This is a genomic window from Paraburkholderia acidisoli (genome assembly GCF_009789675.1).
GTDB classification, from domain to species: domain Bacteria; phylum Pseudomonadota; class Gammaproteobacteria; order Burkholderiales; family Burkholderiaceae; genus Paraburkholderia; species Paraburkholderia acidisoli.
Genome location: NZ_CP046915.1, coordinates 1,219,741 through 1,243,846 on the forward strand (window position 1 = coordinate 1,219,741; position 24,106 = coordinate 1,243,846).

24 protein-coding genes are annotated in these 24,106 nt (G+C 66.2%); 11 read left to right on the forward strand and 13 right to left on the reverse strand.

Annotation, left to right across the window (positions count from 1 at the left end; translation table 11 throughout):
- The first annotated feature begins 104 nt into the window (after nucleotides 1-104).
- Nucleotides 105-449 (forward strand): zinc ribbon domain-containing protein YjdM, encoded by a 345-nt coding sequence (locus FAZ98_RS27590; protein ID WP_158956012.1) that lies wholly within the window; start codon nucleotides 105-107, stop codon nucleotides 447-449.
- Nucleotides 450-461: 12 nt separating this feature from the next.
- Here the strand turns inward: FAZ98_RS27590 and FAZ98_RS27595 are convergent, their stop codons facing one another.
- Both FAZ98_RS27595 and cls read right to left on the reverse strand, forming a co-directional pair.
- A complete protein-coding gene (locus tag FAZ98_RS27595) occupies nucleotides 462-869 on the reverse strand; it encodes a DUF6632 domain-containing protein (protein ID WP_158956014.1) in 408 nt (135 codons plus the stop codon).
- Nucleotides 870-1,011: 142 nt separating this feature from the next.
- Entirely contained in the window at nucleotides 1,012-2,283 is a 1,272-nt protein-coding gene (gene cls / locus FAZ98_RS27600; RefSeq protein ID WP_158956016.1) for a cardiolipin synthase, read from the reverse strand.
- Between the two features lie 204 nt (nucleotides 2,284-2,487).
- On the opposite strand from cls, the gene FAZ98_RS27605 reads away from it, so the two are divergent.
- Together FAZ98_RS27605 and map are read left to right on the forward strand one after the other, a co-directional pair.
- Nucleotides 2,488-2,700 (forward strand): ParD-like family protein, encoded by a 213-nt coding sequence (locus FAZ98_RS27605; RefSeq protein ID WP_158956018.1) that lies wholly within the window; start codon nucleotides 2,488-2,490, stop codon nucleotides 2,698-2,700.
- On the forward strand, nucleotides 2,697-3,464 hold the full coding sequence (gene map / locus FAZ98_RS27610; RefSeq protein ID WP_158956021.1) for a type I methionyl aminopeptidase: 768 nt from the start codon (nucleotides 2,697-2,699) through the stop codon (nucleotides 3,462-3,464). The genes FAZ98_RS27605 and map overlap by 4 nt, the downstream gene beginning before the upstream one ends.
- A gap of 56 nt (nucleotides 3,465-3,520) precedes the next feature.
- On the opposite strand, the gene FAZ98_RS27615 is transcribed toward map, so the two are convergent.
- Nucleotides 3,521-4,162, reverse strand: a complete 642-nt coding sequence (locus FAZ98_RS27615; protein ID WP_158956023.1) for a LysE family translocator — start codon at nucleotides 4,160-4,162, stop codon at nucleotides 3,521-3,523.
- Between the two features lie 154 nt (nucleotides 4,163-4,316).
- Between FAZ98_RS27615 and pdxR the strand changes: the two genes are divergently transcribed.
- Nucleotides 4,317-5,810 carry a MocR-like pyridoxine biosynthesis transcription factor PdxR gene (gene pdxR, locus FAZ98_RS27620; RefSeq protein ID WP_158956025.1) on the forward strand — a complete coding sequence of 498 codons (1,494 nt, stop codon included), beginning with the start codon at nucleotides 4,317-4,319 and terminating at the stop codon, nucleotides 5,808-5,810.
- Between the two features lie 25 nt (nucleotides 5,811-5,835).
- On the opposite strand, the gene FAZ98_RS27625 is transcribed toward pdxR, so the two are convergent.
- Entirely contained in the window at nucleotides 5,836-6,597 is a 762-nt protein-coding gene (locus FAZ98_RS27625; protein WP_158956027.1) for a 3-oxoacyl-ACP reductase, read from the reverse strand.
- A 410-nt stretch (nucleotides 6,598-7,007) separates the two neighbouring features.
- Between FAZ98_RS27625 and FAZ98_RS27630 the strand changes: the two genes are divergently transcribed.
- The 3 genes from FAZ98_RS27630 (at nucleotide 7,008) to FAZ98_RS27640 (ending at nucleotide 10,763) form a co-directional block, all read left to right on the forward strand.
- On the forward strand, nucleotides 7,008-7,457 hold the full coding sequence (locus FAZ98_RS27630; RefSeq protein ID WP_158956029.1) for a hypothetical protein: 450 nt from the start codon (nucleotides 7,008-7,010) through the stop codon (nucleotides 7,455-7,457).
- Nucleotides 7,458-7,567: 110 nt separating this feature from the next.
- Nucleotides 7,568-9,946: a TonB-dependent receptor gene (locus FAZ98_RS27635; protein ID WP_158956031.1), complete on the forward strand. Its 2,379-nt coding sequence runs from the start codon at nucleotides 7,568-7,570 to the stop codon at nucleotides 9,944-9,946.
- Nucleotides 9,947-10,043: 97 nt separating this feature from the next.
- Nucleotides 10,044-10,763 (forward strand): Fe2+-dependent dioxygenase, encoded by a 720-nt coding sequence (locus FAZ98_RS27640; protein WP_158956033.1) that lies wholly within the window; start codon nucleotides 10,044-10,046, stop codon nucleotides 10,761-10,763.
- Nucleotides 10,764-10,786: 23 nt separating this feature from the next.
- Here FAZ98_RS27640 and FAZ98_RS27645 read toward each other — a convergent pair whose 3' ends face one another.
- Together FAZ98_RS27645 and FAZ98_RS27650 are read right to left on the reverse strand one after the other, a co-directional pair.
- Complete coding sequence (locus FAZ98_RS27645; protein ID WP_158956035.1) at nucleotides 10,787-12,115, reverse strand: sensor histidine kinase; 1,329 nt, start codon at nucleotides 12,113-12,115, stop codon at nucleotides 10,787-10,789.
- Nucleotides 12,093-12,794 (reverse strand): response regulator transcription factor, encoded by a 702-nt coding sequence (locus tag FAZ98_RS27650; protein ID WP_158956037.1) that lies wholly within the window; start codon nucleotides 12,792-12,794, stop codon nucleotides 12,093-12,095. Before FAZ98_RS27650 ends, FAZ98_RS27645 begins: the two co-directional genes overlap by 23 nt.
- 452 nt (nucleotides 12,795-13,246) lie before the next feature.
- On the opposite strand from FAZ98_RS27650, the gene FAZ98_RS27655 reads away from it, so the two are divergent.
- Nucleotides 13,247-14,791, forward strand: coding sequence for a methyl-accepting chemotaxis protein (locus FAZ98_RS27655; RefSeq protein WP_158956039.1), 1,545 nt, complete (start codon nucleotides 13,247-13,249; stop codon nucleotides 14,789-14,791).
- A 105-nt stretch (nucleotides 14,792-14,896) separates the two neighbouring features.
- On the opposite strand, the gene FAZ98_RS27660 is transcribed toward FAZ98_RS27655, so the two are convergent.
- The 4 genes from FAZ98_RS27660 to FAZ98_RS27675 all read right to left on the reverse strand — a co-directional run bounded on the left by FAZ98_RS27660 (nucleotide 14,897) and on the right by FAZ98_RS27675 (nucleotide 18,343).
- Nucleotides 14,897-15,817 carry a hypothetical protein gene (locus FAZ98_RS27660; RefSeq protein ID WP_158956041.1) on the reverse strand — a complete coding sequence of 307 codons (921 nt, stop codon included), beginning with the start codon at nucleotides 15,815-15,817 and terminating at the stop codon, nucleotides 14,897-14,899.
- Nucleotides 15,818-15,911: 94 nt separating this feature from the next.
- A complete protein-coding gene (locus FAZ98_RS27665) occupies nucleotides 15,912-17,261 on the reverse strand; it encodes a sensor domain-containing diguanylate cyclase (protein ID WP_158956043.1) in 1,350 nt (449 codons plus the stop codon).
- 160 nt (nucleotides 17,262-17,421) lie between these two features.
- Complete coding sequence (locus tag FAZ98_RS27670; protein ID WP_158956045.1) at nucleotides 17,422-18,006, reverse strand: hypothetical protein; 585 nt, start codon at nucleotides 18,004-18,006, stop codon at nucleotides 17,422-17,424.
- Nucleotides 18,007-18,109: 103 nt separating this feature from the next.
- On the reverse strand, nucleotides 18,110-18,343 hold the full coding sequence (locus FAZ98_RS27675; protein ID WP_158956047.1) for a hypothetical protein: 234 nt from the start codon (nucleotides 18,341-18,343) through the stop codon (nucleotides 18,110-18,112).
- A 305-nt stretch (nucleotides 18,344-18,648) separates the two neighbouring features.
- On the opposite strand from FAZ98_RS27675, the gene FAZ98_RS27680 reads away from it, so the two are divergent.
- From FAZ98_RS27680 to FAZ98_RS27690, 3 genes are all read left to right on the forward strand, one after another.
- Nucleotides 18,649-20,043, forward strand: a complete 1,395-nt coding sequence (locus FAZ98_RS27680; RefSeq protein ID WP_158956049.1) for a DNA-binding protein — start codon at nucleotides 18,649-18,651, stop codon at nucleotides 20,041-20,043.
- Between the two features lie 185 nt (nucleotides 20,044-20,228).
- Complete coding sequence (locus FAZ98_RS27685) at nucleotides 20,229-20,612, forward strand: hypothetical protein (RefSeq protein ID WP_158956052.1); 384 nt, start codon at nucleotides 20,229-20,231, stop codon at nucleotides 20,610-20,612.
- 154 nt (nucleotides 20,613-20,766) lie between these two features.
- The gene (locus FAZ98_RS27690) at nucleotides 20,767-21,462 is read left to right on the forward strand and encodes an O-methyltransferase (protein WP_158956054.1); all 696 of its coding nucleotides are present in this window, start codon (nucleotides 20,767-20,769) and stop codon (nucleotides 21,460-21,462) included.
- Between the two features lie 42 nt (nucleotides 21,463-21,504).
- Here FAZ98_RS27690 and FAZ98_RS27695 read toward each other — a convergent pair whose 3' ends face one another.
- From FAZ98_RS27695 to FAZ98_RS27705, 3 genes are all read right to left on the reverse strand, one after another.
- Entirely contained in the window at nucleotides 21,505-23,316 is a 1,812-nt protein-coding gene (locus tag FAZ98_RS27695) for an ABC transporter transmembrane domain-containing protein (protein WP_158956056.1), read from the reverse strand.
- A 98-nt stretch (nucleotides 23,317-23,414) separates the two neighbouring features.
- Complete coding sequence (locus tag FAZ98_RS27700) at nucleotides 23,415-23,657, reverse strand: hypothetical protein (protein WP_158956058.1); 243 nt, start codon at nucleotides 23,655-23,657, stop codon at nucleotides 23,415-23,417.
- A gap of 37 nt (nucleotides 23,658-23,694) precedes the next feature.
- Nucleotides 23,695-24,030, reverse strand: a complete 336-nt coding sequence (locus FAZ98_RS27705; RefSeq protein ID WP_158956060.1) for a hypothetical protein — start codon at nucleotides 24,028-24,030, stop codon at nucleotides 23,695-23,697.
- Nucleotides 24,031-24,106 lie beyond the last annotated feature (76 nt).

Consider the following 24,106-nt stretch of genomic DNA (forward strand, 5'->3'; position numbering starts at 1 on the left):
CCCGCGACCGACCCGCGACCGACTGACGCGGCGCAAGATGCCAGCGCTATCGCTCAGGCTATACTCTCGCGCTTTTATTGCCGCGTCTGCACCGAGGAGTTCCCATGAGCGCGTTGCCAGCCTGCCCGAAATGCCAGTCCGAATTCACCTACGAAGACGCGGGCGTCTACATCTGCCCGGAATGCGCGCATGAATGGTCGGCGGAGGCGGGCGACGCGGTGGCCGAACCGGCGGCGAAGGTGTATCGCGATTCGGCCGGCAACGTGCTCCAGGACGGCGACACCGTCAACGTCATCAAGGACCTGAAGCTCAAGGGTTCGGGCGGCACGATCAAGATGGGCACCAAGGTGAAGAACATTCGCCTCGTGGACAGCGATCACGACATCGATTGCAAGATCGACGGCTTCGGCGCCATGAGCCTGAAAACGGAATTCGTGCGCAAGGTGTGAGCGCGCCGCGCTTTACGTGCGCAAGCGCGCGACGTGTGCGCCGCGCGGCGTGAGCCAGGCCAGCGCCGCCGCGACGATGAACAGCGCGGGCACGTCGCCGAGCAGATGGCCGAGATGGCCCATGCCGTCCATGCCGGTGCCGAACGACTGCACGGCCATGATCGCGCCGTGCACGACGCTCGACCACACCGTGAACCAGATCAGGCTCAAGTGCTGGAGCGGATCGCGCGACGCCAGCAGCAGGAACACGCCGAGCGTTGCGTAAATGCCGACGATCATGAGCGGATAGTCGGAGTGGCCGCTGTGCCATGTCCAGCCGGAAGGCCATACGATCATGAGCGGCCCGATCGCGAACACGGCGATCAGCCCCACGACGATCAAGGCGATGCGCAACGCGGCAAGCCGTTGGGTATCGTTCATGTCGCTCTCCTCGAAAGCGCGCATGCCTGCAAACATGCGCGCGTACGTGCTACGTGTGCAAAGACGTATGCAAATGCGCGAGCGAATTGCCGCGCGGGCGCGCGCGGCGGCGTTGCGGTTAGGGTTGCGGCTGAAGTTGCCGCTAGAGTTGTGAGTCGAGCAGCGCGGCCACGCGTTCCAGTAGTTTCTCCCTCAGCGGGCGCCGGCGCCAGTCCTCCAGCGTGATGCGCTTCGCGTGCGCGATGTCTTCGTCGAATATCCGGGTCTGCTGGCGCGCGAAATCGCGGTCGTAGATGTTGAGGTTCGCTTCGTCGTTGAGCTTGAACGAGCGGCTGTCGAAGTTGGTCGAGCCCACCGAGACGAGCAGTTCGTCCACCACGATCAGCTTGCAGTGGAACATTGTTGGTTGATATTCGTGCATCTCCACTCCGGCCGCGAGCAAGTCGCCCCAGCACGCGCGCGACGCCTCGCGCACCGTGTGCGTGTCGATGCGTTTGCCCGGCGTGATGATGCGCACCTTCACGCCGCGTTTGGCCGCTTCCACGATCGCGTTGATCGTGAGTTTGTCGGGCACGAAGTACGCGCTCGACAACTCGATGGTGTGCGTGGCGGCCGTGATGGCCATGAGGTACATGAGCTGCATGTCGTCGCTGCCGCCCGAGGGCGAACTGCTGAACATGTGCGCGTAGCCGTCGCCGGCTTCCTCGATGGCGGGAAAGTACGCCGCGCCGTGCAGCACGTTGCCGGTGGCCTTGACCCAGTTGTCCATGAAGACCGCCTGCATCTGCCCGACCACGGGGCCTTCCACGCGAAAGTGCGTGTCGCGCCAGTGCTTTTCGTTCTGCGCGTGCCCGGTCCATTCGTCGGCGATCCCCACGCCGCCCGTGAAGCCGATGTGCCCGTCGATCACGAGCAGCTTGCGGTGCGTGCGGTCGTTCATGCGGCCGAGTCCGGTCCAGTGCGGCTTGTGATACTGCACGACTTCCGCGCCGGCCTCGCGCAGCATCCGCAAATAGCGCTTGTCCATTTTCGACGTGCCGACCCAGTCGAGCAGCACATGCACCGCAACGCCCGCGCGCGCCTTGTCCGAGAGCGCCTGGGCGACTTCCTCGCCGATCGCGCCGGACCAGTAAATGAAGGTCTCGAAGGTGATGGTGCGTTGCGCCGAGCGTATGCCTTCGAGCATCGACGGAAAGATCGCGTCGCCGTTCACGAGCACCTCGAAGCGATTGCCGCCGACCACGGGCGGCCCGAGCAGCAGTCCCATCGAGCGCGCGAACTGCGGATCGTCGCTCCCGTAGAGCCGTTCGATCTTGTGCTCGATTTTTTTCTCGCCGCTCGTGAGGTTCGCCATCACCAGAACGACGACGAGCGTGACCACGACCGTCAGCACCACCAGGGCAATCGCCGGCATGCGCAGGCTCCGTGTAAGGGACGGGTGTCCGGAGCGGGTAGTGTACGGGCGTTTGCGGCGGCGCATACGTTGGCGGTCGCCGGTGCGGTGCGGGCTGAGCGAGCCGTGCACCGTGGCGCGATCGGCGTGTCGATGAAAACAGCGCTTGCGCGCCGCCAAGGTAAACCTATATGATTCGTATATGGATCATATAAGGAGTGTAGTGTGGGCATCGTGAATATCGACGACGAGTTGCACGACCAGATTCGCAAGGCGAGCGCCGTGTCGTGCCGGTCGATCAACGCGCAAGCCGCTTTCTGGATCAAGATTGGTATGTTGTGCGAAATGAATCCCACGCAGACCTTCAACGAGATCGTGGCAAGCGAGCTTCGCAGCGCGGGCGTGGCGCCGCAGAAGATCAGGGTCTCGGCGTCATGATTAAAAGTCCTGAAGAAATCGAAGTCATGGCCGAGTCGGGCAGGCGCCTCGCGGAGGTGTTCGCGCATCTGGACCAGCTCGATCTCGCCGGCATGTCGACCCTGCAGGTGAACGATCTGGTCGACGACTTCATCGTGAACACGCTCGAATCGCGCCCGGCCAGCAAGGGCCAATACGGCTATGCGTATGCCCTGAACGCCTCGCGCAATCACGTGGTGTGCCATGGCGTGCCGTCCGCCGCCGAGATCCTGCAACGCGGCGACATCGTCAATCTCGACATCACGCTGGAAGCCAACGGTTTTATCGCCGATTCCAGCAAGACCTATCAGGTCGGCGAGGTCTCGCCGCTCGCGCAACGGCTCGTGCAGGTCACGTACGAGGCAATGTGGAAGGGGATTGGCGCGGTGCGTCCGGGCGCCACGCTCGGCGACATTGGGCACGCCATCGAACGGCACGCCAGAAAGCACGGCTATTCGATCGTGCGCGAATATTGCGGGCACGGCATTGGCCGCGAGATGCACGAGTCGCCGCAAATCCTGCATTGGGGACGCCCGCGCACCGGGTTGGTGTTGCGCGCAGGCATGGTGTTCACCATCGAACCGATGCTCAATCAAGGCCGCCGCACGGTGCGAACCGAAGACGACGGCTGGACCGTCGTGACGTGCGACGGGCAACTGTCCGCGCAATTCGAGCACACCGTGGCGGTCACGCGCAACGGCGTGCGCGTGCTCACGTTGCGGCCCGGCGAGCGGCAGCTGAACTAGCGCAGCCTGGCGCGAGCCTGCTCAAACTCGCGCGAACTCGCACGGACTCGCGCAAATCAGCGCAGCGCCGAAAGCGCGATCAAGCCGCCAAAGCCGATCAAGACTGTGCCCGTCAAGCGCTTGCCCCAACGCGCATTGCCTTCGCTGCGCAAGAGCGGCAGCACGCGCGTCGCGATACCCGCATAACCGCCGAGCACGATCAGCTTGATCGCGACAAAGAGCGCGATGAGTTGCAGCATGGTCGCGGAACCCGCCTGGGTGGGATCGACGAATTGCGGTAGCAGCGAGGAGAAAAACAAAATCGCCTTCGGGTTGCTGATGCCGATGAGAAACGATTTGACCCACAGCGCGCGCACGGAGGCCGGTTGCCGTGCCACGTCGTTCCGGCTTGCGGTCGCCTTTACCGCGCCGCGGCGCGCACCGCGCCATTGATTCACGCCGAGCCATAGCAGATACAGCGCGCCCGCGATCTTGAGCGCGGCGAACAGGCGCGGATTCGCCATCAGCATCGCATCCACGCCCAGCAGCGAGAGTACGGCAAGCGCGCCGATGGCGAGCAGATCGCCGGTGAGAATGCCCACCGCGCGCAGCCAGCCCACGGCCACGGCATTGTCGACGACGAAGACCGTCGAGGGCCCCGGCGAGCCGACCTGCAAGGCGGCAATGCCGCAGAAAACGAAATAGTGCGCGAGTGTCATGGCCGTGCCGTCGAAAGGTCGAAGTGAGTTTGCTAAGTGGGTTTGCAAAGCGAGTTTGCTAAGCGAGTACAAAAAAGCGTACGCCCGAGTGGCAGGATAGGGCGTTTGTGGCCTATCCTGAAGAGCCGTAAATCGCAATCACCACTGGACCACTATGGCGCGAGGCAAAACGCCCGTTCCGCTCGATCTGCCGCTGCCTGCCGCCGTGGACGAGAACGGCAACGCCGTCAACAAGCACGACAGGGCGTATCGCGCGTTACGCGACGCGATCCTCGAACGCCTGCTGCCCGAGGGCGCGCGCCTGCCGTCGAGCCGCTTGCTGGCCGAGCGCTGGCAACTCTCGCGCGGCACAGTGGAAAGCGTATTCGATCGCCTGCGCGCCGAAGGCTACGTGACGCGGCTCGGCGGTTCCGGCACGCGCGTGTGCGCGGTGATACCCGACAACTATCTGCATGCGCCGCCGCCACGAGACGCGAAGCGGGCCAGCGCCGCGGCCGCGAAACGCGCGCGCAGTACTCAACGGGCCGCGCAGGCGGCCGCGCCGGAGGGCGCGCGCGTGGGCGTGCCGTTCGTCGCAAAGCTCGCGAATCCGCGTTTGTTTTCGACCGAGGCATGGGTGCGTCACGTGCAGCGCGCGATCGCATCGGCGTCGCTGGAATTGCTGTGTTCGGCGCAGCCGAGCGGCATGGCGCCGCTGCGCGAGCAGATCGCCGCGTATTTGCGCGCGCACCGCGGCGTGGCCTGCCATGCCGACGACGTGATCGTCACGACCGGCATCCGCCACGCGATCGACCTCATCGCGCGCAGCACACTGCGCGAGGGCGACAAGGTGTGCGTGGAGGATCCCGGGTATCGCGCCGTGCATCGCATCTTCGAACTCACGGGCGCCTCGCTCGTGCATGCGAGCGTCGACGCGCAAGGCGTGAAGGTCGACACCGTGCGCGAGCACGCGGGCGTGCGGCTCGCGTACGTGACGCCCGCGCATCAATCGCCGCTCGGTGTGACCATGTCGGCCACGCGACGGCTCGCGCTGCTCGAATGGGCCGCCGAACGCGACGCCTGGATCATCGAGGACGACTACGACAGCGACTTCCGCTATCAAAGCGCGCCGCTGCCCGCGCTGAAGGCGATCGATCGCGGCGAGCGCGTGATTTACTGCGGCAGCTTCAATCAGGCGCTGTTTTCGAATCTGCGGATCGGTTACATGATTGCGCCCGAAGCGATCCGCACGCGCATTCTCGCGCTATGGCAAACCATCGGGCGTTCGGTGGGCGTGACGGAGCAACTGGGGCTCGCGGCCTTCATCGAGCGCGGCGCGCTCGTGCAGCATTTGCGCGTGGCGCGGCTCGAATACCTGAAGCTGCGCGACATCGTCATGAGCGGATTGAGCGTGGCACCCGCCGTGGCGCAAGGCCGCGCGCGCATCACCGGCGCCGAGGCGGGTTTTCACTTCATTCTGTGGCTGCCGCGCCCATGGAGCGAAGCGGCGTTTTGCAAGGCCGCGCAGGCGCAGGGCGTTGCGTTGCAGCCGCTCGCTTCGCTATGCCACGCGGTGCGTTTGCCGCCCGCGGTGGTGATCGGCTATACGGCGTTGACGGCGGCGCAGGCGCGGCTCGCGACGAAGCAACTCGCGGCCTTGCTGACATAGCGGGCCGCATGGGTGGGCGCGTGCCTCAGTCCTTGACCAGCCCGCCATCGACGACGAGATTTTGCCCCGTCACCGCGCGCGCCCACGGCGAGAGGAAGAACAGCACGGCGTCGGCGAATTCGGCGGGCGTGGTGACGCGGCGCAGCGGCGTGAAGCCCGCGATCATGTCGAACACGGCTTCGGGCGTCGCGCTGCTCGCGTCGGTGGTGCGCAGGAGGCCGCCCGAGACCATGTTCACGGTGATACCGTCCGGCCCGAGGTCGTTGGAGGCGGTGCGCGTGAGCGAAAGCAGGGCCGCCTTGGCCGCCGTGTAATCGTGATACGGCACGACCGGGTTCTGGAACAGATTGGTGCCCACGTTCACGATGCGGCCGAAGCCCGCCGCGCGCATGTCGGGCAGCGCGGCCTGGATCGTGTTGAGCGCGCCCTTGAGCGCGCCGTCGATCTGTTGCTGAAAGCGCGACCATTGAATCTCGCCGAGCTTCGGGCGCGCGTCGCCGTCGAAGCTGAATTCGGCGAGCGCGTTGTTCACCACGGCATGCACGGGGCGGCCGCTTTTCGCGCGCGCTTCCTCGAACAGCCGCGCGACGGAGGCTTCGTCGGTGATGTCGGCCTGCACGGCCACCACGCGCGGCCCGAGGCGTTCGACGAGCGCCTGCGCGCGCGCTTCGCTGCGGTGATAGTTGATGACGACGCTCGCGCCCTCGCGCGCGAGCGCTTCGGTGATGGCCGCGCCCAGCCCGCGCGCGCCCCCGGTGACGAGGACATTCTGTTCAGACAGCAGCATCGGCTTCTCCGCAATTCGTTGGATCGATCGATGCATTATGCCGTACGGATTGCCGCAACGAAGCCGATACCCCTGTGCTGACGCGGTGCTTGAGCGGTTTTTAAAATGATTTGCCGATTATTCGTCACGCATGTTTTATCACGCCGATTCGGCCATTTTTTCTCGCGCGTAATAGGCGCGTTATTCGTGTGTGTGAAATATTTTCCGGCGTTGCGCATGAGGACGCGCCTGAATCATTTAAATGTCATCGTCACGCGAGAATTCGTCAGTTTATTGACTATAATCGCGAACAAATTTTATATGACCATCACAGCGTGCCGTCCCCATGAATTACGACTATTTCAGGGATAAAAGTGCCGCCGCTTTCATTTTCGTGAAATAGCGTTTTCACAAATACGAGTTCGATAATCATGCCCAAAAAAACGATAAAGCGTCGGGCGACGGGGAAATCACCGGGAGGTCCGCGCAGCAAAGCCATGTTATTGCCGCCGAGCGTGGCATCGGTCAGGCAGCAATGTTTGCAGTGGCATGTCGCGCTCGCGGCATTCCTGAGCGCGCAGGGCAACGGGGCCTTGCTCGCGCAACTCTGCAAGGCGTTCTATCTGGCCTGGTATTTGTGCGAGGCGGGTTATGGCTCAGCGGAGCGCGAATGGTTCGTGGCGGTCGAGGCGATTATCGTCGCGGCGGCGCGCGGTGGCCGCGACGATCTCTGGCGTATCGACGCCACCGACCGCCCGGCCGTCATTCGTATTCTGGATTTGCACGAGCAGCAATTGCTGAGCGCGCCACGTCATGCGATCACCGAAGCGGAACGCCGCTTGATGCGTTTCAGTCAGGGCGACAAAACCTCGCCGTGGTGAATATCCCCGCGCGCAATCGGCGGTCGTGTGAAGCGGTCTTAACATTTTCTTGACGCGCGTTTCCCTACCATCGCGAATCGAATTATTTTCATTTGCGGTGGACCTAAAAGATGAAGTTGCATCGGGGAACGAAAAGGGCGCCTTCCGGGCTGCTCTGCAGCCTGCTGGGCGCGACGGTGGGCTGCCTGAGCATGGCGGCGCACGCACAGACCGCCGCGGCGGGGAACGACACGAATGCCACCGGCGCGACGGCCACCGCGACCGTGTTGCCCGCCGTCAAGGTCACGGGCCAGAACGCGCCGTATCAAACAAAATATCTGCAGTCTGACCAGTTCACGGCGCCTTTGCTCGACATCGCGCAAAGCGTGTCCATCGTGCCCAAACGCGTGCTCGACGAGCAGCAGGCGCAAAGCCTTCAGGACATCCTCAAGAACGTGCCGGGTATCACCTTCACTTCGGGCGAGGGCAATCTCGGCTGGGGCGACATGTTCACGATCCGCGGTTTTTCCGGCGAGCAGAGCGTGACGATCGACGGCATGCGCGACGCGGGTCTCGCGAGCCGCTCCGACACCTTCGACGTGGAGAGCGTTGAAGTGTTCAAGGGCACCGGCACCGTCGAGTCGGGCGTGGCGGCGCCGGGCGGCAGCGTCAATCTGGTGACGAAAGAAGCGCATCTGGGCGACGCCTACCATCTCTCGACCACGCTCGGCAGCGCCCGTTATCGGCGTGTGACGGCGGACCTCGACAAGCAGATCGGCGAGCATTCGGCGTTGCGCCTGAACCTCATGCGCCATACCCAGGACGTGGACGGGCGCGCGAACGTGCACGACGACCGCTGGGGCGTGGCGGGTTCGCTCGCAATGGGTCTTGGCACGCCCACGCGCGTGACGCTCGATTATCTGCATCAGCAGGACAACAACGTGCCCGACACGGGCGTGCCGATCGAACGCGGCACCGGTGGTCAGCGCATGCCGGGCGTGCCGCGCAACGGCTGGTACGGCGACCCCGATCTCTACAAGGATCACTCGACCACCAATCGCGCGAGCGTGAAGATCGAGCACGATTTCAACGACACCACGCGCATTTCGAACATGACGCGCTGGGAGCAGACCGACCGCACCACGGTGCTCGCACCGGCGCGTTTCAATTCGACGAGCGGCACCTCGTACGGATACGCGGGCACGGGCGGGCTGGTGACGAGCGGCTCGGGCATTCTCTCGTACAGCGGTTTCACGGCCGACCCGAATCTTTCTCCGCTCGCCGTGCTGCGCGGGAACAATTACGGCACCTCGAAGCGCTACGACATCCTCGCCGACGAAACCAACCTCAACACCGCGTTCGACACGGCGGGCTTGCATCACGATCTCGTGCTCGGCGCCGAGTTTTATCACGAGCGTTATGGCGATCTGCCGCGCAGCGTGCTCGCGCCATCCACGAATCCGGTGATGAATCTCACCAACGCCTACGGCACGAGCATGGGCGGCGTGGAGACGATGGAAGGCACCACCGGCGACTACGCGGCCGTGAACGACGCGGGCGTGTATCTGCGCGACACGGTAACGATCACGCCGAAGTGGATCGTCGAAGGCGCGGCGCGCTACGACCACTTCTGGGTCAAGCAGGTGAGCGGCGCGGCCAACGCGCACACGGTCCTGCGCAGCAGCGACGGCGCGTTCAGCGGGCGCGTGGGCGTTACGTACAAGCCGGTGCCGTTCGGCAGCATTTACGCGAGCTATGGGCGCGCGGCGCAGCCTTCGGCGGTGGGCGCGACGACCAACAACACCATTTATGGCGATACCTCGGCGGCCACGGCCAGCCTCAAGCCGGCCGTCGCGCAAACGTGGGAAGTGGGTTCGAAGTGGGATTTGCTGGAGCGCCGCCTCTCGCTCACGGGCGCGCTGTTCCGCACGGAACTCAGCGATTCGTGGGATTACGGCGATACGACCTCGAGCGTGGTGCGGGAATTGCCGCCCAAGCGCGTGGACGGCGTGGAGTTGGGCGTCTCGGGCAATATCACCGACAAGTGGTCCGCGTTCGCGGGCGTGGCGGCCATGCGCGCGCGCATCACCAAAGGCGTGAACGAAGGCCAGCGCCCCGGCAACGTGCCCAACGCCACGTTCAACCTGTGGACCACCTATGCGGTCACGCCGGCGTTCTCCGTGAGTTACGGCGTGCAGTACGTGGGCACGCGCCGCTATACGGACAACGAATTCGTTGGTGGCCAGAGCAACAACAGCAGCACGGTGAGTGGCGCGAGCGGCAATCATCCCACCTATGTGTACGACTCGGAAAAGGCCCCCGCCTTCTGGCTGCATTCGCTCGCGGCGCATTACACGGTGAACAAGAATCTCTCGTTGAGCCTCAACGTGCAGAACCTGTTCAACACGTTCTATTACTCGGCGATCGGCGCGTCGCTCGACGGCTTCCAGCTTTACGGCGTGCCGGGCGCGGGCCGCACGGTGCTGCTTTCGGCCGACGTGCGGTTTTGACCGGCGCGGTCTTGATCGGCCTGTTGCGCAGCTAGCTTGATTGCGTGCGGCGACTCGCTTCCGGCCAGTCGCCGCACGGTGTTCTCAGAGTGAAAACATGATTGTCGAAATTCCGGGCGTATTCAGTCCGCAGGAATCGCAGTATCTGGTGGAGAAACTGCGCGCCGCGCAGTGGGTGGACGGCAAGGCCACGGCCGGCGCGCAGTCGCAGCGCGTCAAGCACAATCGTCAACTCGCCAGCGACGATCCACTGGCGCGCGATATCGGCGACGCCATCATCGACCGTCTCGCGAAAGATGCGGTGTTCATGTCGGCGGCGCTGCCCAAGCGCATTTATCCGCCGCTATTCAACTGCTATGCGAGCGGCGAATCGTTCGGATTCCATATCGATAACGCCGTGCGCGGGATACGCGAATCGCGCGAACGCGTGCGCACGGATCTTTCGGCCACGCTGTTTCTCGCCGATCCCGCGAGCTACGACGGCGGCGAACTCGTGATTCGCGACACCTACGGCGAGCAGCGCGTGAAGCTGCCCGCGGGTCACATGATCCTGTATACCGGTTCGAGCGTGCACAAGGTCGAGCCGGTCACGCGCGGCGAGCGCATCGCCTCGTTCTTCTGGATCGAAAGCCTCGTGCGCGACGACGCGCAGCGCGCATTGCTGCTCGACATGGACGTGGCGATCCAGCGTCTCACGCAACAGGGGCAGCAGGCCGCGAGCGTTGCATCGCCGGGCGACGAATCGCCGGGCGGCGAGCCGCTCGTGCAACTGACGGGCTGTTATCACAACCTGTTGCGGATGTGGGCCGATTGTTGATGCGGTGAATCGCGGCGGCGCCACTACGCGCCCGGCGCAAGATCGATATGAAAACGCGTACCGACGCCGGGCTGCGTATCGAGCGTGATACGCCAGCCTTGATGCTCGCAGATGCGTTGCACGAGTGACAGCCCGAGGCCGAGATTGTCCGCGTTGGCCGCGCCGCCGCGCACGAACGGCGTGAAGATGCGCGGCGCGATCTCGGCCGCGACGCCGGGGCCGTCGTCGATCACGTCGAGATGCTGCGCGCCCGTGCGCACGATGATCTGCGTGCCGCTCGCGGCGTGTTGCAACGCGTTGCGAATCAGGTTCGAGAGCACGATGCGCATGAGCGCGGCGGGAAACTGCGGCGGTGCGGCGGCGGGCGCGCCCTGTGGCGTTTCGTCGGGGCGCGCGAGCAGGCGCAAGCCCAGTTGTTCCGCGCGGTTGCGCCAATGCGCGACCTCTTCCGCCGCCGCCGCGGCGGTCGTGCTCTGCGAAAAGCCGCTGGCGTCGGCGGAGTCGCGCGACAGCATCAAATACGCGGCCAGTTGCTGCTGGATATCGCTGGACGCGGCCTGCATGCGGCCGAGCTTGTGGCGTTGCGCGGGCGTGAGCGCGCTGTCGTCGAGCAGCAGTTCGCACGAACTCGCGATGACCGTGAGCGGCGTGCGCAACTCGTGGCTCACGTCGGCGGTAAAGAGTTTTTCGCGCTGCAACGCCGCTTCGAGCTGGTTGTAGGTCGCGTCGAACGCCGCCGCGAGCCGGCCGATCTCGTTGCCCGGAAACGCATGCGCGAGGCGCGTTTGCGGGGGCAGGCCGGGCCGTTTGAGCACCTGCTCCGCGAGACCGACGAGCGGCCGCACGAGCCGCCGCGTCATCACGGCGCCCAGCAGAAACGCCATCAGCAGGCTCGCGCCCACGCCTGCCACCGTGAGCCAGTGCGAGCGCGCGCGGCGCTGTTCGAATGCGGTGTAGTCGCGCAGCAGCATGAAGCGCACGCCGTCGCGGTCGTCGGTCATCACGTGCCAGTCGCGCTGGTCGTGCTCCAGCCGCGAAAAGCCGGGCTCGACCTCGCGCAGCCACGCCGGAAATGTGTCGCCGCCGGGCTCGCCGTGAAAGAAGCGCGTGGGCCGGCCCACGTCCTTGCCCGCGAGGTATTCGTCGCGCACGCGGTCGAGCGCCATGCCCATGTCGATCTGCTGGAGATGCGTTTCGAGCCGGTTCACCGTCCACACGGAAACGAGCGAGAGCAGGGCGCCGACGAACACCGCGAGCACCAGATACGCGAGCACGAACTCGCGCGCGAGCGTGCGATGCCAGCGCGGGGCGGCGGCCGTGCCGCGAAGTTCAGCGTGTAGCGTCGCCGGCATCGTTGAGCGGGGCGAGCAGGCGATAGCCCACGCCATGCACCGTGCGCAGCAGCGCGTGCGCGAACGGCTTGTCGATGACATGACGCAGTTGATGGATATGCGTGCGCAGGCTGTCGCTGTCCGGCGGCGAGTCGAGCCAGAGCGCTTCTTCCAGCCGCGCGCGCGGCACCACGGCCGGGCTCTCGCGCATGAGCATGGTCAGCAGCGTCATGGGCGCGGGCGGCAGCCGCAACGTGCGGCCTGCGCGCACGACTTCGCGCGTGTTGGGGTCCAGTGTCAGGTCGGCGACCTGCAACGCGCGCGTGGCGCTGCGCTTGCGCGAGCGTTGCAGCAGGGCGTTGACGCGCGCGCCGAGCTCCGCAAGCGCGAACGGCTTGACGAGGTAATCGTCGGCGCCTGCTTCGAAACCGCTGAGCCGTTCGTCGAGCGTGTCGCGCGCGGTCACCATGATGACGGGCGTGTCGCATTCGGACTCCACGCGCAGCCGCCGCGACAGTTCATAACCGTCGAGCCGCGGCAGCGCAAGGTCCATCACGATCACGTCGTAGTCGTTGCGCGTGGCGAGCGAGAAGCCCTGCATGCCGTCCAGCGCGCAATCGACCATGAAATTTCGGGTTCCGAAATAACTGGCGATATTGCCGAGAATGTCGGGGTCGTCCTCGATGGCGAGCATGCGCATGGTCGACACTCAGTCTGGGCGGCCGGCATACGGGCAACCGGCATACGGGCAACCGGCGTACGGGCAACCGGCATACGGGCATCCTGCGTACGCCCGAAACGGGGCTGCTGGGAGGGAGATGGCGGCGGTCCGCGTGACGACCGCTGAACGGAATAAAGGATGACGCATCGGTGAACGAACCCGGCGCACGGGCACCGGTCGGATACACGTGACGTAAAGTTAATGAGAATCGTTATTAATTGCGCGCATCGTACTACGGGTTGCGCTTCGTCCGCAATCAAAGCTTTCAGTGCGCCTGATGTCCGCCGGGGAGCCGGGCGCGGCGTTCGCGTGATAAATCGCAATAAATCAGACAATTAGACGTCGCGCGAACGTGCGTAAAAAAGTGAAGTTCCGGGGCGGACGTGCCGATAACGCAAAGAATGAATTCTTCGTTTTCCTCACGCGCCCGCATGAAGCTCACCATCAAATTTCGTCTCCTCGCCACGCTCGTGCTACTCGGTCTGCTGCTGACCGTGACCGGCGTGCTCGGCATCAGCGGCATGGAGGCGTCGAGCCGCGCGGTCGCGCAGGCCTACGGCAGCGACGTGGCAGCGGCCACCGCGCTCGGCAAGTCGAATCTCAATCTCACCGTGGTGCGCACCACGCTCGACCGCGTGCTGCTGCACCCGGAGGCGCCGGACACGGCCGCGCTCATCGACAAGGCGCTCAACTACCTCTCGGTGTCCGACGCCGCGTGGAAGGACTATCAGTCGCTGCCCGCGACCGATGCCGAAGCCGCGCTCTCGCAAGCCGTGGCCGACGCCCGCGCCGCCATGCTGCACGGCGCGCTCGAACCGCTGATCGACGCCATGCGCCACGGCGACCACCCGCGCGCCGACCACATCGCCATGGTCGACATGCCGCCGCTCGCCGCGTCGCTCACGCAAAAGAGCGCCGCGCTCGACAAGTTCCGCAACGAGCAGGGCGCGCGCCGCTATCAGGCCGCGCAGAGCCGCTACGAGATGCGGTTCGCGTTCACGGCCGTCGCGATCGCCGTGGGCTTGCTGGCGTGCGTGACGTGCGGCTTTTCGCTACTGCGCGCGATTTCGCGGCCGATCGCGTTGACCGTGCAGCACGTCGAGCGCATTGCGCAAGGCGACATGTCGCAGCAACTGAGCCTCGATAGCAACGACGAAATGGGGCGTCTCGTGGCGAGCGTGGGCAAGATGCAGAGCGGCGTGGCCGCGATGATCGAGCAGATCGCGCGCGGCAGCGAGTCGATCTCCGCGGCCACGCAGCAGATTTCGGCGGGCAACGCGGACCTTTCGGCGCGCACCGAGGCGCAGGCGGCCTCCGTGGAAGAGACGGCGGCGAGCATGGAGGAACTGACCAGCGCCGTCACGCAGAACGCCGAGCACGCGCGCGAAGCGCGCGAACTCGCCGAGGCGACCAGCGTGACCGCGGGCCAGGGCGCCGATGTCGTGAACCAGGTGATCGACGCCATGCGCGACATCAACGAAGGCGCGAAGCGCATGAACGAGATCATCGCCACGATCGAAGGCATCGCGTTCCAGACCAATATCCTCGCGCTGAACGCGGCCGTGGAAGCCGCGCGGGCAGGCGAGGAAGGGCGCGGTTTCGCGGTGGTGGCGGGCGAGGTGCGCACGCTCGCGCAGCGCTCGGCGAGCGCGGCCAAGGAGATCAAGGCGCTGATCGACGCGTCCGCGTCGCGGGTCGACGACGGTTCGCGCCTCGTCGGTCAGGCGGGGCAGACCATCGGCGAAGTGCGCTCGGCGGTGGGCCGCGTCTCGACGATCATGAGCGAGATCGCGCGCGCCTCGGCCGAGCAGAGCGTCGGCATCGAAGAGGTCAACCGCGCGGTTTCGCAGATGGACGAGATGTCGCAACAGAATGCCGCGCTGGTCGAGCAGGCCGCGGCGGCCGCGGCTTCGCTGAAGGATCAGACCGATCTGCTCAAGTCGGCGGCGGCGCGCTTCCGGCTCGCCCGCGCGTGACGACGTGGCGGCGGGGACGCCGCCGCGGTTGTCGTTCGCGCGGTCACGGGCATCGTCATCAGCATTGTTCGCGTCAGGCGTGACGGGTCGCTCGCGCGGCGCGTGTCAGGCGATCTGATGCACGCCCAGCGTGGCGTCGGGCGGAAAGAACGGAATGGCAATCGCTTGCCCACCCGTGAGACTTTGTGTGAATACGTCGAACTTTTCGGCGCCGTAGAAGTTGCCGATGGGCGTGCGGTCGACGTTGGCGCCGCGCTCGACCGCCTGGGCGCTCCGCATGAAGCCGAGAAAACCGGCCGCGCTACCCGTGCTCTGGGTGAGATCGACCTTGTTGCCGCTCAGATCGTAGACGGTTTTGTCGTCGATATGGGGCACCTGGGTGGCCGCGCCCATCTGGCCGAACAGATTCAGGAAACTCACGAGCTGATCGGCCTGCCGGCTCACCGCCTGGGTTTGTTCGCCGCTGAGCGGCGTGCCTTCGGCGTTGGCCCATGCCGTATAGCCGTTCACCAGATCGTCGTGGAACGTCTGCACCGCCTGCACCAGGCCGCCGTTGCTGTTCAGCAGGTTCTGGAGCCACGCGCGGTCGGTGTCGCTGAGCGTGCTGGACGTCACCTTGATCGCGCCGTTGTCGGCCTGAAAGTCGAATTGGGCGTGGGCGAGATCGGGCCGCTGCTGCATCAGTTGCTGCATCGACGGCACCAGAGCCGTGGCCACGGCTTCGGCGTTCTCGCCGCTGCGCGCGTTGCTGTCGAGCGCCGTCTGGTATTTCGCCAGCAGCGCCGCCGTCTCGCTCGACGGCGCGGCGCCCTGTAGCGCGGCCGGCGTGATGCCGTTCGCCGCGAGCGTGCTTTCCACGCCAATCCACTGTTGCTGGAACGCCTGATTCGCGGCGAGATCGACGGGCGTCACCGCGGTGACGGTCGTTGCCGCGGTGGCATTCGCGGTTTGAGCGCGCGCCGTGGCGCCGAGGTTCGAGAGGTCGCTCGAGGCGACGGGGTTCGTCGGGTTGATACTCAGGTTCACTGGGGTCTCCGCCGTGTCGACTCCTCTTTTACGGCAGCGCGGCTAGGCAACTTGAATGTGCGGATGCGCGAACCCTGCAACCGCGCCGCCTGCCTCAGCCGCTTTCCACGCGATTGCGGCCCGACTTTTTCGCGCGATACATCGCGCGGTCGGCGCGTTTCATCAGTGCGTCCACGTCGCGCTCGTCGCCTTCGCGCGTGACCACGCCGATGCTCACGGTGAACGGAATCGGCTTCAGGCTCCACGCGTGCTCGAAATCCTGCTGCTCGATGTGACGGCGCAATTCGTCGGCGATCTGGCGCGCGAGCGCGGCGTCCGCGCCCGGCAGCGCCGCGACGAATTCCTCGCCGCCCCAGCGCGCGAACAGATTCGACTCGTGCAGGCTCGACATGCCGATTTTCGCGAGCACGCGCAGCACTTCGTCGCCCGCGTCGTGGCCATGGCGGTCGTTGATCTTCTTGAAGAAGTCGATGTCGAGCATGAACACGGAGAGCGCGCCCGCGCTGCCCGCCGTATCGAACACGCGCGCCACGAAGTCGAGAAATGCACGGCGATTCGGCAGGCCCGTGAGGGCGTCGGTGCCGGCTTCCTTCTTCAGTTGCGCCATGAGTTGCGCGCGGTCCGTAATGTCGCGCACGACCGCCGTGAATTCGTACGCGCCGTCCACTTCGATGCGCGACACGGCGATCTCGACCGGAATGATCGAGCCGTCGCGATGCAGGCCGTACACGCTGTTGCTGCCGTCCATGCGCGGCGGCGTGGCCTGGCGCACGGCGGGCTGATACGCGTCGGCGAAATTGTTCACGCGGCGCGGATGGTCGGCGCGAAAGCGTTCCGGCAGGAGCATGACGATCGGCTGGCCGAGCACGTCGGCGGCCGCGTAGCCGAACAGGTTTTCGGCCGCGCGATTGAACAGCGTGATGTTGTGGCGCTGGTCGATGGTGACGATCGCGTCGTAAGCCGAGTCGACCACAGCGCGATAGCGCGCCTCGTTCATCTCCAGCGTGCGTTGCGCCTGATCCGCCGAGTCGCGCTTCGGTTCGGCGGGCGTGCCGAGCCTCTCGCCCGTGATGAGCACGTCGATGGCGGCCGCACCGCTTCCCGCGCGCGTGACCGCCGTGACGGGCATGAGCGACGTGAGCGTGAGACGCCAGCGCGGCGCGCCGGCGTGCGTGCCGTAGACTTGTTCGAGCGTCTGCGGCGCGCCCTCGGCGAGGCATGCCGCGAGCGCCGCCTGAAGCTCGGCCAGCGCGGCGGCGGGCACCAGCGTGGCGAGCGCCACGGGAAACGCTGGCGTGTCGGCGCGCGTGGCGCCCGTCATCAGGAAGAACGCGGCGTTGCAGGCCGTAACGACCGGCTCGCCGCGCGCATCGTGCCCGACGACGGCCACGCCGGTCGCGGCGCCGCCCGCTGGCTCGTGGGGTGGTTGGGACGAATCGGACATGATGTCACCTTGCGAGAGCCTTACACTTTATCGGCTTAAAATCTTCTGAGCAATTGCTCGATTGTTGCACAGAGATGCGGGGCATTTCGATGAAGCGTGGCGCCTTCACGGTGAATGGCAGGTGAACATCCGGCGCGTGGGTATCGTCTATAACACGGGTCTACAACACGGCGCGCTCGTAAAACCACTGCGATAACGCCAACGGCACGGTGTCGAAAGCGCGGTGCAACGCCGGAGCGAGCAGCCCGCTGGTCCAGCGCGGGTCGCGCATGGCGTGCGCGAGAGGTTGACTGGCGAGGTCGCAGGTGAGCGCCCACGCGTGTGCGACGGCTGGCGGTTCGGCGAAGGCGTTCACGGCCGAGAGCGGCATGCGCGCGAGCGGTTCGCCAGCGGCCGTGCGGAACATGTCGATGGAAATCGCGCCGACTGGCGGGTCCGGCATGGCCGCTGTCTCGCTCGAATCGCAGGCGCGCAGGTTGCCCGCGCCGTCGCCTTGCACGCCCAGAAAGCGCAGCAGATCACGGCAGTGCAGGGCCGCGACGCAAGTCACGGAGCGCGTATAGGCCAGCAGCACGTTGTATTGAACGGCGTTGCCGTCGGCGCGAAGTTGCAGCGGATGCTGTGCGTCGTGCCGCGCTTCGAGATCGAGCGCGGCCCGACCGGCGGCCACGCCGCGCACCCGGTGTGGAATCATCGTGTAGCGCGTATCGCGCAGCAGCGACAGGGAAGGAGCCTCGGTCGTCATCGACATGAATGCGGGAGAAAGCCGCTCGCGCGTCGTCGCCAGGGCGGCGCGCGAGCGGCAATCCCGTCAGGGATTCATCAAGGGATGCACCATGACGCCGCGCTTACTTCGGCGCACTCGCCCCTTGCGCGGCGGCGGCCTTTTCCTTGTCCTTCTTCTTGGCTTCGTGGTGGCCGATGGCGCAACCCGCCGCGCCGCCCGCCACCGCATGATCGCCCGCCACGTGGCCCGCCACGCCGCCCACGGCCGCGCCTTTCAGGCAGCCTTCGGCAAGAGCGGGCTGAGCCGCCGCAGCCAGAAAACCGGCAATCGCAACACTGGCTAGAATCGAACGCATGAGAATACCTCCCGGTTTCGTTATGAGTTGAGCATGCCGGGGTGCTGTCGCAACTGCGGTGCCCGCGCGGCACGGCGGATGCGCGCAGCGGGCGGTAAAACCGGCCGCGAGCGGCGGAGAAAGGGCTGCCGGGTGCGCCAAAGCGGTGCAATCGCACGAACTAGTCCCCGAAATCCGGGCTTTTCGACCGATTAACCGTGCCCCGCTTCACGCACAATCTCTATCCATGCGAGGTGGACCACTCGAGCGAGTCCACCGGCCGAAAGACGAAACGGTTTCGTCATCATTTGCACCTTGGGGCAGACATGTCGAGCAGCAACATTACGATCACGGACGAACAAATCGCGGAAATCGCGAACCGCATGGCCGATGAGGGCCAGAACGTCTCGCCGCTGGCCATCTGGTCCGAAGTCCACACGGGATCGGTGGTCGCGGTCGCGGCTTCGCTGCGCAAGTGGCGCGAAGCGCGCACGCCGCGCGCGACGCAAGTCGTCGAACGTCCCGCGCTGCCGGAATCGGTCACGGACACGATGCGCGACGCGCTCGACCGCCTGTGGTCGTCGGCGCAGGACGAAGCGGAACGCTCGGTGTCGCGGCGCCTCGCGGCGCTGCGCCAGCGCGTGGAAGACGCGTGCAACGAGCGCGACGACGCTCTCGCCGAACTGCAGAGCACGGTGCAGGAACTCGACTCGCTGCAAGTCGAACTCGACAAGATTTCGACCGCGTACGAGTCGAAGGTCGATGCCGACTCCGGCATGGACGAAGATCTCGCCACCGCCATGTTGCGCGCCGACACGGCCGACAAGCGCGCGGCCGAACTCACGGAACGCGTCTCGACGCTCGAAGCCGAACTGGAAAGCGCCACCGCCGACCTCGCGGCGGCACGTGAAGCCGAAGCCGCGCGCGAAGCCGCCGAAGTCGCGCGTGTCGAGGCAATCGCCGCCGCGCCGGTCGAGCCCGCAGTGGACGTCGCGGCGCTCGAAGCCGAGCATTCGGAAGCGGTCGCCCGTCTCGAAGGCGAAGTGGAAGCGATTCGCGCGGCGCTGCAAGCCGAGCAGGAAGCGCACGCTGCGCAACGCGACGAAGCCGCCGGCGCGCAAGCCGAACGCGACGCCGCCGCGAGCAAGCTGGAAAGCGCCGAAGCCCAACTGGCCAGCCTGACCGAAGAACGCGACGCGGACGCCTCGGAAATCGCGCGTCTCTCGGCGAGCCTGAGCGAAGCGCAGAAGCGCGCCGAAGAACTCGCCGAAAGCGCGGCCCAAAGTGCGGCCATGAGCGCGCCGGCCGAAGACGTGGCATTGGCCGCGCCGGAAGCTCCTGTCGCCGACAACACGGAAGAGATCGAAACGCTGAAGGCGCAACTGGCGCGCGAAACGGAAACGCACGCCGCCGCCATTGCCGAAGCGCGCGAGACCGTGAAGAAGTGGTCGGAGTACGCGAACGGCCTGAAGCAGCAACTCGCGCAAGCCAACGAAAAGGCGCTCGTCGCGCTGGCCCGTGGCGCGGGCGAAGCCGCACTGAGCCGCCGTCTCTCCACGGAACTCGGCCAGGTCGTGCCCGAGCACGAAATGCTGCGCAAGGACGCGCAACAGCAAGTGATCGTCGAGGCGATCAACGCGCAACTCGAGCAGCAAGGGTATCGCTACGACGCGAAGACCGGCGCCGTCTCGAAGCTGAGCACGGAAAACGCATCGGCTTGAGGTCGAACGCGATGAGGTGACGCCGCGCGAGCCGCGTTGCGATCCTCATCGAGCGTAGGGAAAAGAGGGGCTGCCATTGCGGGCGGCCCCTTTCTGTTTGGTCGATGCGAGCGGATCGGGTACAGTGCCGCACACGCCGTTGCACTACCGCACCACCGTAATATCGCACCATCGCACCGACCCGAATGATCCGCATCGCCCGCACTGGTTTTATCGCCGCATCCCTGGCTTTTCTCGCACTGCTCGCCACCGCCACCGAAGTTCAGGCGCAGCCCGCTTCCACCGCGCAACACGCTCCGCATTCGAAACGTCCCGCCGATCTCGCGAAGGCGACGCGTCTCGTCGATCAAAGCCGTCAACTCGTGAGCCATGCGCATCGCCGCGATCCGCACGCCTATGGCGGCCATGAAGCGCGCGCGGCGGCACTCTTGCGTCGCGCGGCGCTCGAACTGGACGAAGCCAGCGTCTATCAACGCTACAACCAGCGCAAAGGCGCGCCGAAGGCGTCTTCCCCGGCGCATCGTGCGCCGGTGGTCGCGCGGCGCGGGCACAGCGCGAAAGCCGCGTAAGCGCCCCGGCACCACGGCGCGCAGGCGCGCGCACGATTGGCGAGAAATCCCAATCGTCTGGCCGCTTGCAGCAATGCGTTTGGCGGCTCGCGTGCTTACCATGCTTCGAACGGCGTACGGAATTCCCCGCGCCGATTCTTTCGGAGTACCAGGCATGAATTCGTTGCACACGGTGCGCGTCGCACAAACCTTGGGGCGTCTGTTCGCGCAAGCCGAACACGCCGACCGGCAACTGATGGAAAGTTTCGCCGATGCCGCATCCAACGGCCAGTTCGAAGCGCGTCTCGCCGAGCATCTCGCCGACGAACAACGCGACGTGCGCGCCACCTACCGCGCGGTGGCCGACAACTTCCTCAACGTCTCGCAGGCCTACGGCCGCTTTCTTTATCAATGCGCCCGCGCGCGCCGCGCCACGCGTATCGTCGAGTTCGGCACCTCGATGGGCATCTCCACGCTGTATCTCGCGGCCGCGCTGCGCGACAACGGCGGCGGGCGCTTGATCGGCACGGAACTGGAGGCGGGCAAGGCGGCGCGCGCCCAGGCCAATCTCGACGCAGCGGGGCTCGGCGATCTCGTGGAGATTCGCGTGGGCGACGCGCGCGAGACGCTGGCGGATCTGGCGGCCGAGATCGATTTCGTGCTGCTCGACGGCGCGTTCAGCCTGTATCTGCCCGTGCTGAAGCTGCTCGAACCGAAGCTGGCGAGCGGCACGCCCGTCCTCGCGGAAAACGCCATCGACATCGACAATCCGTATCTCGCCTACGTGCGCGATCCCGCGGGCGCTTATCTCTCGCAGCCGCTCGCCATTGACGAAGGACGCGGCAACGAGTTCAGCGTTTTCACGGGCTGACTTCGCGAGACTCGCCCGCCGCGCGTGATCGCGATCACGCGATCACGCCGGCGCCTGGCGAGGTTCGGCGGGATCGCGCAGCGGCATTTCGCCGAATTGCAGCGCCGCCAGTTGCGCGTAGAGCGGCGAACTTCGCAGCAGATCCGCGTGACGGCCTTGCGCGACGATCCGGCCTTGCTCCAGCACGACGATGCGATCCGCCTGCTGCACGGTCGCGAGCCGGTGAGCGATCACGAGCGTGGTGCGGTTGTGGGCGGCGTTGTCGAGCGCCGTTTGCACGAGCCGCTCGCTCGCGGCGTCGAGCGCGCTGGTGGCTTCGTCGAGCAGCAGGATGGGCGGGTCCTTGAGAATGGCGCGCGCGATCGCGATACGCTGGCGCTGGCCACCCGAAAGCCGCACGCCGCGCTCGCCGAGGAAGGTGTCGTAGCCTTGCGGCAACTCGGCGATGAACCCGGCGGCCGCGGCCATTTCGGCGGCGCGCTGCACCTGCGCGAGCGTGGCCTCGGGCATGCCGTAGCGAATGTTGTCGAGCACGCTGCCCGAGAAGATCACCGATTCCTGCAACACCACGCCAATGGCCTGGCGCAGCGCGGCGAACGACACCTGATGGGTCGGCACGCCGTTGATGAGAATGCGGCCCGCTTGCGGGTCGTAGAAGCGCAGCAGCAGCTGGAACAGCGTGGTCTTGCCCGCGCCCGACGGGCCGACCAGCGCGACGTGCTCGCCGGGCCGCACATCGAGCGAAAAGCCTTCGAGCGCGGCGATACCGGGCCGCGACGGATACGAAAAACTCACGTGGTCGAAGCGGATGCCGTCGCCGCTCGCGGAGCTGGGCAGCGGCAGCGGCACGGGCCGCTCCGCTTCCGCAACGGGCGAGCGCGCCGCCAGTAGTTGCAGCAAGCGTTCGGTCGCGCCCGCCGCGCGTTGCAGATCGCCCCAGACTTCGGCGACCGCGCCCACCGCGCCCGCCGTGAAGACCGCGTAGAGAATGAACTGCGACAGCTGGCCGGCCGTCATGGTGCCGGCCAGCACCGCCTGCGCGCCGAGCCACAGCACGAACACGACCGCCGCGAATACGAACACGATCACCACGGCCGTGAGCCCGGCGCGGGCGCGAATGCGCGTGAGCGCCGTGTCGAACGCCGCTTCCACCGCGCCGCCGAAGCGCCGCGTTTCGTGCGTTTCCTGCGTGTACGACTGCACCGTGGGCATGGCATTGAGGATTTCGCCCGCCAGCGCGCTCGCGTTCGCGACCTTGTCCTGGCTCGCGCGCGAGAGCTTGCGCACGCGCCGTCCGAAGATGACGATGGGCGCGACCACCACGATCAGCGTCGCGATGATGTAGCCCGAGAGCACGGGGCTCGTCGCGATCAGCATGGCCACGCCGCCGATCGTCAGCAGCATGTTGCGCAAGCCGAGCGAGAGACTCGTGCCCACCACGGCCTGGATCAGCGTGGTGTCGGTGGTGAGGCGCGAGAGCACTTCGCCCGTTTGCGTGGTTTCGAAGAACTGCGGACTCATGCGCATGACGTGGGCGTAGACGGCGCGGCGCAGGTCGGCGCTCACGCGCTCGCCGAGCCACGAGACCCAGTAAAAGCGTAGCGCCGTCGCGGCCGCGAGGATCAGCGAGACCACGAACAGGGCGATGAAGTAGCGGTCGATATGCGCGCGTTCGCCGCTCGCGAAACCGCGGTCGATCAGGTAGCGAAACGCCACCGGCAAGCCGAGCGTGGCGCCCGCCGAGGTCACGAGCGCGAGGAACGCGAGTACCCAGCGTCCGGCGTAGGGCCGCAGAAAAGGCAGCAGGGCAAGGAGCGGCGTGACGCGCGGCGCGCGGGCGGCGGTTTCAGGCATGAGCGATTCGCGGTGATTCGAAGGGAGGGTGGGCGGATGACCGCGCCGAGCCTGGCGCGCGGCGCGGTGAGCGCCGGTCACAGCGGATTATCCGCTTATCACGCGTGCGGTTCGCGCGAGTGCGCCGCGTCGAGCCGCGCGGCGGCGTCGAGCAGGCGCAGGCCCGCGGGCGTCAGCACCAGACGGCGCCACGCGCCGGAGCGCTCGGCGCGCGCGGGTGCGCCGTCCAGCGCGATCAGCTTGCTGTCCAGCAGCGCGTCGAGTTCGACGCGCGTCATGTCGATCTGTTCGGGCGCGGCGCGCACGAGCATCAGCGTGGCCAGTTCATGGGGGCTCAGCATGGGACTCTCCTCAACCGGTTCCTCGGGCGCCGTTCGCTCACTGGGTTTGCGCGTTGCCCGACTCGCCCGTGCCGCTCGCGCGCGGCGGCGTGTCGTTGCGCAGGTGGTCGCGTTCCTGTTGCGTCATGCGCTGCCATTGCTGCCAGTGTTGCCATTGACGGCGTTTCGAGCAGCCGCGATGGCCACGAAAGCCGCCGAACAGAATGCGGCACAGCACCAGCAAGCCGATCGCATGCGGAAAGTCGATCGCGTGCGCCTCGATGCCCAGACCCGGGATCACCCAGTTCCACAGCCGCATGACGACCCAGCCCATCAGCGCGATCAACACGACGAACAGCAGCGCCTTGGCGAAAAATTTACGGCGAAATCTCATGATTGGCTCCTTCGATTCAATTCAGTCAATGCGCGGTTCAATGCGCAGTTCAATGCGGGTTCCGCGCGTGATTCAA